The sequence below is a fragment of the Pseudoduganella sp. jia 12 genome (assembly GCF_055502675.1).
Genome location: NZ_JBUXKP010000018.1, coordinates 57,508 through 68,485, shown reverse-complemented (window position 1 = coordinate 68,485; position 10,978 = coordinate 57,508). Strand labels below are relative to the sequence as shown.

9 protein-coding genes are annotated in these 10,978 nt (G+C 65.5%); 4 read left to right on the top strand and 5 right to left on the bottom strand.

What is annotated here, in order from left to right; translation table 11 throughout:
- Positions 1-13 precede the first annotated feature (13 nt).
- The 4 genes from xylF (at position 14) to ACY65G_RS28600 (ending at position 6,181) form a co-directional block, all read left to right on the top strand.
- Positions 14-1,012: a D-xylose ABC transporter substrate-binding protein gene (xylF, locus tag ACY65G_RS28615; RefSeq protein ID WP_465000677.1), complete on the top strand. Its 999-nt coding sequence runs from the start codon at positions 14-16 to the stop codon at positions 1,010-1,012.
- A 6-nt stretch (positions 1,013-1,018) separates the two neighbouring features.
- A complete protein-coding gene (gene xylG, locus ACY65G_RS28610; RefSeq protein WP_465000676.1) occupies positions 1,019-2,548 on the top strand; it encodes a D-xylose ABC transporter ATP-binding protein in 1,530 nt (509 codons plus the stop codon).
- A 10-nt stretch (positions 2,549-2,558) separates the two neighbouring features.
- A complete protein-coding gene (locus tag ACY65G_RS28605; protein ID WP_465000675.1) occupies positions 2,559-3,701 on the top strand; it encodes a sugar ABC transporter permease in 1,143 nt (380 codons plus the stop codon).
- A gap of 86 nt (positions 3,702-3,787) precedes the next feature.
- Positions 3,788-6,181, top strand: coding sequence for a glycoside hydrolase family 3 N-terminal domain-containing protein (locus tag ACY65G_RS28600; protein ID WP_465000674.1), 2,394 nt, complete (start codon positions 3,788-3,790; stop codon positions 6,179-6,181).
- A gap of 33 nt (positions 6,182-6,214) precedes the next feature.
- Here ACY65G_RS28600 and ACY65G_RS28595 read toward each other — a convergent pair whose 3' ends face one another.
- From ACY65G_RS28595 to ACY65G_RS28575, 5 genes are all read right to left on the bottom strand, one after another.
- Entirely contained in the window at positions 6,215-6,499 is a 285-nt protein-coding gene (locus ACY65G_RS28595) for a hypothetical protein (protein WP_465000673.1), read from the bottom strand.
- 25 nt (positions 6,500-6,524) lie between these two features.
- Positions 6,525-7,457 carry an ATP-grasp domain-containing protein gene (locus ACY65G_RS28590; protein ID WP_465000672.1) on the bottom strand — a complete coding sequence of 311 codons (933 nt, stop codon included), beginning with the start codon at positions 7,455-7,457 and terminating at the stop codon, positions 6,525-6,527.
- Entirely contained in the window at positions 7,454-8,314 is an 861-nt protein-coding gene (locus ACY65G_RS28585) for a hypothetical protein (protein WP_465000671.1), read from the bottom strand. The genes ACY65G_RS28590 and ACY65G_RS28585 overlap by 4 nt, the downstream gene beginning before the upstream one ends.
- Positions 8,315-8,320: 6 nt before the next feature.
- Complete coding sequence (locus ACY65G_RS28580; protein ID WP_465000670.1) at positions 8,321-10,294, bottom strand: M6 family metalloprotease domain-containing protein; 1,974 nt, start codon at positions 10,292-10,294, stop codon at positions 8,321-8,323.
- 354 nt (positions 10,295-10,648) lie between these two features.
- Entirely contained in the window at positions 10,649-10,960 is a 312-nt protein-coding gene (locus tag ACY65G_RS28575; protein WP_465000669.1) for a hypothetical protein, read from the bottom strand.
- Positions 10,961-10,978 lie beyond the last annotated feature (18 nt).

Below are 10,978 nucleotides of genomic sequence, written 5' to 3'. Positions count from 1 at the left end.
TAGGAGACATACCATGAAGTTGAAGATCGCCATCGCGAGCGTACTGCTCGCCCTCACCTCCACCGCCGCCCTGGCGGATGCGAAAAACCCGAAGATCGGCTTCTGCATCGACGACCTGCGCCTCGAGCGCTGGACGCGCGACCGCGATTACTTCGTCAAGGAAGCGGAACGCCTTGGCGCGAAGGTGTACGTGCAGTCGGCGGATGCCAGCGAACAGCGCCAGATCTCGCAGATCGAGAACCTGATCTCGCGCGGCGTGGACGTGCTGGTGATCGTGCCCTACAACGCCACGGTGCTGAACAACGCGATCCGCGAGGCGAAGAAGGCCAAGATCAAGGTGGTGTCGTACGACCGCCTGATCCTGAACTCCGACGTGGATGCCTACATCTCGTTCGACAACCAGAAGGTGGGCGAGCTGCAGGCCGAGGCGATCAAGGCGATCAAGCCGAAGGGCAATTACTACCTGCTGGGTGGCGCGCCGACCGACAACAACGCCAAGATGCTGCGCGAGGGCCAGCTGAAGGTGCTGCAACCGCTGATCGACAAGGGCGACATCAAGGTCGTGGGCAAGCAGTGGGTCAAGGACTGGAGCGCTTCCGAGGCGATGTCGATCGTCGAGAATGCGCTGACCGCGAACAACAACAAGATCGACGCCATCGTGGCGTCGAACGATGCCACGGCCGGCGGCGCGATCCAGGCGCTGACGTCGCAAAAGCTGCAGGGCAAGGTGCCGGTATCCGGCCAGGATGCCGACCTGGCCGCGGTGAAACGCGTGATCGCCGGCACGCAGGCGATGACCGTGTACAAGCCGCTGAAGCTGATCGCCACCGAAGCGGCGAAGCTGTCCGTGCAACTGGTGCGCAACGAAAAACCCGGCTTCAATTCGCAGTACAACAACGGTGCCAAACAGGTGCCCACGCTGCTGCTGAAACCCATCCCGCTGACGAAGGCCAATGTGCAGGTGCTGGCCGAAGACGGGTTCTATTCGAAGGCCCAACTGACCGCCAACTAAGACCGCATGAGCGATTACCTTCTCGAGATGCGCGCCATCGTCAAGCAGTTCGACGGTGTCCGCGCACTGAATGGCATCGACATCAAGGTGAAGGCCGGCGAATGCGTCGGCCTGTGCGGTGAAAATGGCGCAGGTAAATCGACGCTGATGAAGGTGCTGTCCGGGGTCTACCCGCACGGCACCTACGACGGCGAGATCTACTGGAACGGCGCGCCGTTGAAAGCCACCTCGATCCGTGAAACGGAAGCCGCCGGCATCGTCATCATCCACCAGGAACTGATGCTCGTGCCGGAACTGTCGGTAAGTGAAAACATCTTCCTCGGCAACGAGATCACGCTGCCCGGCGGGCGCCTCGACTACGACACGATGAACCGCCGCGCCAACGAACTGCTGGCGGAGCTGAACATCCGCGACGTGAACGTGGTGCTGCCCGTGAAGCAGTATGGCGGCGGGCACCAGCAGCTGATCGAGATCGCCAAGGCCCTGAACAAGAATGCCCGGCTGCTGATCCTGGACGAACCGTCGTCGTCGCTGACCACGTCCGAGATCCGCATCCTGCTCGACATCGTCCACAAGCTGAAGGCCAAGGGCGTCACGTGCATCTACATTTCGCACAAGCTCGACGAGATCGCGGCGATCTGCGACACGATCGTGACGATCCGCGACGGCCAGCACATCGCCACCACGCCGATGGTCGAGATGAGCGTGGAGAAGATCATTGCGCAGATGGTCGGCCGCGAGATGAACAATCTGTATCCGGAAAAACGGCACACGCCGGGCGACGTCGTCTTCGAGGCAAAACACGTGACGTGCTGGGATCCGGACAACCCGCAAAGGAAACGCGTGGACGACGTGTCGTTCACGCTGCGCCGCGGCGAGATCCTCGGCATCGCGGGCCTGGTGGGCGCCGGCCGCACGGAACTGGTGTCGGCGATCTTCGGGTCGTACGAAGGCCAGTACGAGGCCGAGGTGTATTACGAGGGCCAGCGCTGGCACACCACGTCGCCGATGCAATCGATCCGCACCGGGCTGGCCATGGTGCCGGAAGACCGCAAGCACCATGGCATCGTGCCCGACCTTCCGGTGGGCCAGAACATGACGATGGCGGTCCTGCAGCAGTTCTCGCACGGCAGCCGCATCGACCAGGACGCGGAGCTGAAGGTGATCCGCGGCGAGATCGGCCGGCTGAAGCTGAAAACGGCCAGCCCTTTTCTGCCGATCACCGGGCTTTCCGGCGGCAACCAGCAAAAGGCGGTGCTGTCGAAGATGCTGCTGACGAAACCGAAGATCCTGATCCTCGACGAACCCACGCGCGGCGTGGACGTGGGCGCCAAGTTCGAGATCTACCAGCTGATGCTGAACCTGGCCAGCGAAGGCATCTCGATCATCATGGTGTCGTCGGAATTGCAGGAGGTGCTGGGCGTTTCCGACCGCGTGCTGGTGATCGGCGAAGGTCAACTGCGCGGCGATTTCGTCAACGACAACCTGACGCAGGAAACCCTGCTGGCCGCCGCCCTGGCGCAACCGCTTCACTAGAGTGAGACCGATGAAAAGCAATCAATTGAAAAAGCTGTTCACGCAGTACAAGATGCTTGCCCTGCTGGTCGCGATCGTGCTGATCTGGGGCTTCTTCACATGGATGACGGAAGGCGGTTTCCTCACGCCGCGCAATATGTCGAACCTGATGCGGCAGATGGCCGTCACGGGCATCCTGGCGTGCGGCATGTCGCTGGTGATCATCGCCGGCGAGATCGACCTGTCGGTCGGTTCGCTGCTCGGGCTGCTGGGCGGCGTCGCGGCCGTGCTGGACGTCACGCACGGCATGGGCCTGCCCGCGAACATGATCGCCGTGCTGGCGGTGGGCCTGTTCATCGGCCTGTTCAACGGTTACCTGACGGCCTACCTGCACATCCCGTCGTTCATCGTCGGCCTGGGCGGCATGCTGGCTTACCGGGGCATCCTGCTCGGCGTGACCGATGGCGTGACGATCGCTCCCGTGTCCGAGGAATTCGTCTACATCGGCCAGGGCTACCTGCCGCCGCAATGGGGCATCGTGCTGGGCGTGACGCTGTGCGTGATCGCCATCGCGCTCACTTTCCGCCAGCGCAAGAGCCGCGCCCATCACGGCCTGGAACAGGCGCCGCCGTGGCGCGACGGCCTGCGCCTCGGCATCATCGCCGCCGTGGTGTTCGGCATCGTGAGCACGCTGAACAGCTACGAAGGCATTCCGCTGCCCGTGCTGCTGCTGCTCGCGCTGCTGGGCATCTTCACCTACATGACGACGCAGACCGTGTTCGGCCGCCGCATCTACGCCGTGGGCTCGAACATGGAAGCCACGCGCCTTTCCGGCATCAACGTCAAGGCCGTGAAGCTGTGGATCTTCGGGATCATGGGCCTGATGTGCGCCCTCGCCGGCCTGATCAACACGGCCCGCCTGGCGGCCGGCGCCCCCTCGGCCGGCACGTCGGCCGAACTGGACGCGATCGCCGCCTGCTTCATCGGCGGCACGTCGATGCGCGGCGGCTCCGGCACCGTCTACGGCGCCCTGATCGGCGCGCTCGTCATGGCGAGCCTGGACAACGGCATGTCGATGCTGGACGTGGACACGTACTGGCAGATGATCGTCAAGGGCGGCATCCTCACGCTGGCCGTGTGGGTCGACGTGGCCACGCGAACCGGCAAACGCTGATTGCTGAACGGATGAGCCCGTGTTGCCGGACTGTAGTCCGGCAACACGGACTCATCCGCAGCATGAACACAAAACAAAGGAGACACATGCAACACGATTCGAACAACGGCCGCCGCCGTTTCCTGGCCACGATGGCCGCCGCCGGCGCGGTCCCCACGCTGTCGATGGCCGCCACGGCCCGCCCGACGTACAAGGATCCGGCCGCGCCGGTGCCGAAACGCGTGGAGGACTTGCTGAAGCGGATGACGCTGGCGGAAAAGATCGCGCAGATGGATTGCGTATGGATCGAAAAGGGCAAGATCGAAGACAATGGCGCCTTTTCGGCCACGAAGGCAGCGAAGGTTTATCCGAACGGGATCGGCATGCTGGCGCGTCCTTCGGACCGGCAAGGCAAGTCCGAAGCCGGTGCCGCCGCGGCGGCCGGCGACGATGGCGCGCGCCCGAACCGCGGCGCGCGGGAGACGGCGGAGTATGTGAACGCCGCGCAGAAATGGGCGCTGGAGCAGACGCGCCTGGGCATTCCCCTCTTCATGCACGAGGAAGCGCTGCACGGCTACGCGGCGCGCGACGCCACGTCGTTCCCGCAGGCGATCGGCCTGGCGTCGTCGTTCGATACCGACCTGGTGACGCGGGTGTTCGCGGTGGCCGCGAAGGAGATGCGCGCACGCGGCGCGAACTTCGCGCTGGCGCCCGTGGTGGACGTGGCGCGCGAACCGCGCTGGGGCCGCATCGAGGAAACCTATGGCGAAGACCCGCACCTGTGCGCGGAAATCGGCAAGGCCGCCGTGATCGGCTTTTCCGGCACGTCGCGCCAGCTCGCGAAGGACAAGGTGCTGACGACGCTCAAGCACATGACCGGCCACGGCCAGCCCGAGTCGGGCACCAACATCGGCCCGGCCGAGGTGTCGGAACGGACACTGCGCGAGGATTTCTTCCCGCCGTTCGAGCGCCTCGTGAAGGAAACCACGGTGGCCGCCATCATGCCGTCGTATAACGAGATCGGCGGCGTACCGTCGCACGCGAACCGGTGGATGCTGGACGGCGTCGCCCGCAAGGAATGGGGCTTCAAGGGCGTGATGGTGTCCGACTACATGGGCATCCGCGAACTGGTCACGCGCCACGGCATGGCCGCCACGCCGAAGGAAGCCGGCTACTACGCGGTAAAAGCCGGTGTCGACATCGAAACGCCGGATGGCCACGGCTACCGGCACCTGGCGGAACTGGTGAAGGAAGGCCGGGTTTCCGAAAAGGAGATCGACGCGATGGTGCGCCGCATCCTGGAACTGAAGTTCCTGGCGGGCCTGTTCGAGAACCCGTATGCCGATGCGGCGCAGGCCGATGCGCAGACGGCGACGGCGGCCGACGTGGCGCTGGCGCGCGAAGCCGCCGGCCGCTCCGTGGTGCTGCTGAAGAACGACAAGGGCGTGCTGCCGCTGCGGGCGAACAGGACGGGCAAGCTGCTGCTGCTCGGCACGCACGCGAAGGACACGCCGATCGGCGGGTATTCCGACATTCCCCGCAAGGTGGTGTCGATCCACGACGCGCTGCAGGCAGAGGCCAAGGCGCAGGGCTTCGGCTTCGACTACCGCGAAGGCGTGCGCATCACCGAGGAACGCATCTGGGGCAAGGACGAGATCCGCTTCACCGCGCCGGAAGTCAATGCGCGGCTGATCGCCGAGGCGGTGGCGGCGGCGAAATCGGCCGACACGATCGTGCTGGTGCTGGGCGACAACGAGATGACCAGCCGCGAAGCGTGGGCCGACAAGCACCTGGGCGACCGCGCCACGCTGGACCTGATGGGCCAGCAAAACGACCTCGCAAAGGCCATCTTCGACCTGGGCAAGCCGACGGTCGTGTTCCTGCTCAATGGCAGGCCCATGTCGATCAACCTCCTGGCCGAGCGGGCCGACGCGATCGTCGAAGGCTGGTACCTGGGCCAGGAGACGGGCAACGCGGCGGCGGACGTGCTGTTCGGCCGCGTCAACCCGGGCGGCAAGCTGCCCGTATCGGTGGCGCGCAACGTGGGCCAGCTGCCGATCTTCTACAACCACAAGCCTTCGGCACGGCGCGGCTATATCGACGGCAGCACGAAGCCGCTGTATCCGTTCGGTTTCGGCCTGTCCTATACGACGTTCGACATCTCGGCACCGCGGCTGAGGAAGGCCACGATCCGGCCGGACGAAACCACGCAGGTCGAAGTGGACGTGGCCAACACCGGCGCGGTGGCGGGCGACGAGGTGGTGCAGGTCTACATCCGCGACGACGTGTCGTCCGTGACGCGCCCCGTGCTGGAGCTGAAGGCGTTCCGGCGCGTGACGCTGCAACCGGGCGAAAGGAAGACGCTGGTGTTCGACATCAAGCCATCGGACCTGTGGTTCCACAACGTGGACATGAAGCGCGTGGTCGAACCGGGCAGCTTCACCATCCACGCGGGACCGGACAGCGCGCAGCTCAAGTCGACGAAGCTGATGGTAAGTTGATAGTAAGTTGATGGCGGATTAGGACGGGGCGCGTCAGCCGGCAGCCGAGATGGAATCGGCGTCTCCCCGGATGACGCCGGGGCCGGCGACGCGCGCCTTGATCCTGAACCGGCTTCCCGGCGGCAGGACCGGCGGAAGGGCCGTTGGAATTCCGAGCGCGATGCGCACCCGCTTGCCGGTGTACTGCGCCAGCAGGTCGGGAAAGCCCTGCACCGGGGCGGTCGATTCCACGGTCGCCTCGAGTTCCGTCCCTTGCCCCTGATCGTGCACCGCCTCGATCCGGCATGTTGCCCAGGCCCAGTTTTCCACGACCTGCATGTTGCATCCTCCGTCAAGTGTTCGATCAGCCTTGTCCATCCAGGTAGCGCACGAGCGCATCCGAAATCGGCAGGTTCGTCTGCTCCTGGTAATAACTATACGCCGGCGACGGATTCACCTCGAAGCACACGTATTCGCCACCGGGCGTGCGCTTGAAGTCGATGCCGCACAATGGCAGGGCCAGCGCGCCCGACAACGCGAGGCAACGTCCCCTCTCCCGGTCCGGCAGCTCGAAGGGAACCATCTCGACATCGAGGCCGTCCCTGCCGGCATACCGGTAATCGACGGCATCGCTGATGATGCGCGCGGCGAACACGCTGCCGCCCACGACGTGGACCCGGATATTCTCGCCGTCGATGAATTGCTGGAACTGCGTGGGCAGCGCGCGGATGCTGTCCAGCCGGGCCAGCGCGGCATCGTCGAGGACACGCACGATGGAGCGCACCGCGCTGGTGGATTTATAGATGACCCGCCCGTGCCTGGCGCGAAACGCGTGGACGCAAGCCGGTTCGTTCGTCACGATCGTTTCCGGCACCGCGAAACCCGCCCGGCGGATGACCTGCGATTGATACGGTTTCGAGTAATTGGACAGGGTGGCGGAAAGCCGGTTGGCGACACGCTGCGGCGCGATCTCGGTCCACTGCACGAGCATTTCCCCCCAAGCATGCGCACGGGCCGCCAGCAACGCCCCATCCCAGGCCTTGCCCATCCGCGACAGTTCCGGCAAGGTCGACGCATCGGTGGTGCGCAGGTAGATGCCGCGGAAGCGCTCGAGCGGATACACCTGGCCGCCGACGGTCATCGCTCCCGTGCAGGTGCCGTCGGCATAGTCGAGCTCCATCTCGTCGTGGGCGAACGATCGCTGGTTGAGCAGCACGCAGGGGATGCCCAGCGCCTCGGCGCTGGCCAGCGCCATGGCGACGGGCGGCTCGGAAGGAATACCCGAGAGAAGTATCATGCGAGCGCTCCCCGGGGCAGTACGCCATGCGCTGCTCCCTGCGATGCCCCATGCGCTGTCCCATGCTTTGCTCCATGAGCGACGCGTCCCGCATGGCGCTCCATGTGCCGGAGCAGCGCGCCGATCACCGCGGGTGGCGCTTCCAATGGGGTCGCGTCGAACCCCGACCATCGCCAGTGGCCATCCGGGCCGCGCACGAACCGCACCACGCCGAAACCAAGCCCCGTCGACCGGGCGAATGCCCGTACGGCTGCGTGCTCCACGCCCTGCAGTTCGCCCATGACTTCCTCCCCGATCACCCAAAGCGCGCCCGGTTCGCCGTCGGCAGGCAGGTGCGAAAACACGGGCGCACCCACGGCCGGCACGGGGCCGTCCGCGGCACCGACCGGCCCGAGCCTGCCGGGTTCCCCCAGGCGCGAACGCGTGGCCATGCGCAGCGTGTGCGTGCGCAGGCCGGCGCGCGCGGCATGGCCGGCGGTGGCGAGCCCTGGCCGGCCGTGGCCGGCCATGTGCAGCAGCGCCATGTCGTTGAGCACCGGGCAGTCCAGGCCTGCGAGGCAGCTCCAGAACGCGGCCGTCGCTTCGGCGGACGCGTAGTCGCGGTCCGCCTGGCCGGACCGGTGGAACGCCGGCACCGGCACGTGGCGCACCCGGTTGAGCACGATGCCGGTCGCGCCATCGAGCAGCACGGGCCCGCCCTGCCTGCGAACCTCGCTGGCGACACCGCCCTGCCCGACCGAGTGGGTGAAGCTGCACCCGGCAAGCCAGCCTTCGATCACCAGGCTGCGCAGCCGTGGCCCGAGTGCGCCGGCAAGCGTGTCGGCGACCGGGTCGTAGAGATGGCGTATGACCAGCATGGCGGCTCAGACGTCGCCGGGCTTGGTGTCGTACGAGCGCTTGCCGGCGGCATCGCCGCGCCGCATGGCATCCTGCCTTGCGTCGTCCTCGTCGGCCAGCGCCCCCTGGCTCAGGTCGGGGCGCAATCCCGCGCCGATGAACGGCTGTAGTCCTTGTCCCTGTGCTCCTTGCGTGCCCTGGCCGCCCTGCATGCCCTGCCCACCCTGCCCACCCTGCCCACCCTGCATGCCCTGCATGCCCCCTTGCCCCAGCAGGGTGCCGACAAGGGCCTCGAGCTGCGCCATGCGGGCTTCCATCATGCCCGGATCGCCCGCCCCGCGGCCGAAACCGCCGGGCAGGCCGCCGTCGGCGGGCTTGTCGACCGGCTTGTCGACCGGCTTGTCGATGGGCTTGTCGACCTGCTTGTCGACTTGCTTGTCGAACGGTTTATCGAACGAGATCGACTTGTCGATCACCGGTTTTTCCGGCCGCTTGTCGATCTGCTTGTCGATCTGCTTGTCCACGATGGGCTTCTCGGGCCTGAGCTCCTTGACGAACTCCTTGTCCTTGATGAATTCCTTGGCCGCCTTCAGGCCGCACTTGACCTTGACACTGGCCGTCATCACGGCCCCCGGCGCGCTGATACTGGTCACGGACACGCAGGTATTCTGGCCGGCGTACGACTTGGAGTTCGGCGCCGAGGTGTTGGTGAACGACGAGTTGCCGGTGCTGCCGGGATAAGGGTCGCCGGCGTCGCCGCGGTTGCTGGCATTTTCCAGATCCTTCTCGTTGTCGGCCTGTACCAGCGCCACCTTGTAGCGCGCCTCGTTGGCATTGGTGGCAACCGATTCGTCGATGTGCCAGATGAGCAGCCCGCCGCCAGGCAGGGATGCATCGAACCGTGTCTGCTGCCGGTTCTCGACCAGGAAATACTCGGACCCCGAACCGCCGTCCTTCCACAGGCGCAGCACCGAATGGCTGTCCTTCACGTCGGCGATGGAACGCATGCCGTTGACCGTGACGTTGTCGACGGTGGCCCAGCCCTGGTTGGCCTTGCACCAGGCCGAGGGGTGGGCCGGCGTGTCGCCGCCGCCGCCCCAGCTTCCCGCAGCCATCAGGCAGAAGCGGCCGATGCCTTCGGAACTGCCGTCCGTATCGTACAGGTCGGGGAAACCGAACAGCAGGTGGCCCAGTTCGTGGGCGCACACCCCGATCCTGCAGTCCTCGGGAACGGTCAGGTAGCCGAACACCTTGGTGCCGTCGGTCGTCACGGCCCCCGAGGGGAGCGTCCACTTATGGGACCAGATGTCGTTGCTGCTGCCCGTCTGCTCCGCGCCGGCCCCGGCGTGCACGACGACGAAGGCATCCACGAAGCCATTGCCGTCGTTGTCATACGGCCCGAAATTGACGCTCGGGTCGGCGGCGGTCAACGCATCCCTGGCCATCGTGCGCGCATTCGGCAGCGCGGCACCGGTGCCGGAGTCGCCGTGGCAGTAGGTGGCCAGCGTCTGCGGCATCCTGAAGGGTCCGACGACCTGGCCCTGCAGGTCGACGAGGCCATGCGTGACCTCGGTAAAATATTCGCGCACGCTCCCCGTGGGAATCACGCCAGTCGAGAAGAACAGCTGATTGAGGTCGCTCGCGCTCCTGGCCATCGGCCGGTCGCTGAAATCGACCAGCACCACGATGACCCGCACGGTGCCATGCAGCGGCGCCCGGTCGAGCGCCTGGTTCCGGATGACGCTGGGCGATGTGCCGAGCGGGAAGTCCGTGGGGGGAATGATCATCCCGTCGTTGAAGCCCTCGGCCCGGGGTTCGGTCGCGCGCAGGCGCAGGCCGCTGCGGCTGGTGAACTGGGTACTCAACTCCGCGATCTCCTTGCGCAGCCGGTCGTTGAGTTCCGGCGACGGAGCGACCATGCAGCGGTCCGGATCGGGCGCCATGCGGGCTGACGCATAGACACGGGAAACATTGGCATAGACATCGTGGTTCTTACACATGGCATTTCCAATCATGGATGCGCTGAACAGTATTGCGCAACAAGATGATATGGCTGCAGCAATCCCTGGCTCGCTGCACATGGCCATGGCATCACCCGCAGACTGTTCCCCAAAAACCGGTGCCGGTTCGAATGCTTGCTTGCATCGGGCATGTCGCTTCGTCCAATGCTGCGCTCGGTATTGGGGGACGTCTGTCGTCGTTTGTCGGGTAGTTGTAACGGATTGTCGGCGCGGAAAAAACAGGAAAGCCCGCACCCGCGGGCTGGCGGACAAGTCAGGAAAGCCCGCATGCGCGGGCTGGCGGATGGTAACAAAAAGCCCGCGGTCGCGGGCTTTTTCGTCAGGCTGTATCGCTCACTTTTCCGGGGTCAAATGCCCCAGGCCGTAGCCGAGATGCTGCCACCAGTGGTCGCGCGAGCGCACGGTCAGCAGGCACATCTTGTCGACCTCTTCCTTGAACACGCGGTCCTGGCATTGCTTCGTCATCAACGCATGGCGCTGGTTCTCGGCGTTGACGAGGGCGGCCGCCAGCCAGCAGGCAAGAATCACCAGCAGGACCACGAGGGTCCATGCCAGGTGGTTGACGTTGCTGACGTTGAAGAGCCGCCGTTCGTCGGGCTCCAGCGCGTCGAACGCTTCCATGATGCCTTTTTCGCGATCGGTCATGACGATACTCCTGCTTCC

What these genes read in the sequence shown, in the direction of transcription:
- xylF (WP_465000677.1), top strand. Translation starts at nt 14, where the DNA reads ATGAAGTTGAAGATCGCCATCGCGAGCGTACTGCTCGCCCTCACCTCC.
- xylG (WP_465000676.1), top strand. Translation starts at nt 1,019, where the DNA reads ATGAGCGATTACCTTCTCGAGATGCGCGCCATCGTCAAGCAGTTCGAC.
- ACY65G_RS28605 (WP_465000675.1), top strand. Translation starts at nt 2,559, where the DNA reads ATGAAAAGCAATCAATTGAAAAAGCTGTTCACGCAGTACAAGATGCTT.
- ACY65G_RS28600 (WP_465000674.1), top strand. Translation starts at nt 3,788, where the DNA reads ATGCAACACGATTCGAACAACGGCCGCCGCCGTTTCCTGGCCACGATG.
- ACY65G_RS28595 (WP_465000673.1), bottom strand. Translation starts at nt 6,499, where the DNA reads ATGCAGGTCGTGGAAAACTGGGCCTGGGCAACATGCCGGATCGAGGCG.
- ACY65G_RS28590 (WP_465000672.1), bottom strand. Translation starts at nt 7,457, where the DNA reads ATGATACTTCTCTCGGGTATTCCTTCCGAGCCGCCCGTCGCCATGGCG.
- ACY65G_RS28585 (WP_465000671.1), bottom strand. Translation starts at nt 8,314, where the DNA reads ATGCTGGTCATACGCCATCTCTACGACCCGGTCGCCGACACGCTTGCC.
- ACY65G_RS28580 (WP_465000670.1), bottom strand. Translation starts at nt 10,294, where the DNA reads ATGTGTAAGAACCACGATGTCTATGCCAATGTTTCCCGTGTCTATGCG.
- ACY65G_RS28575 (WP_465000669.1), bottom strand. Translation starts at nt 10,960, where the DNA reads ATGACCGATCGCGAAAAAGGCATCATGGAAGCGTTCGACGCGCTGGAG.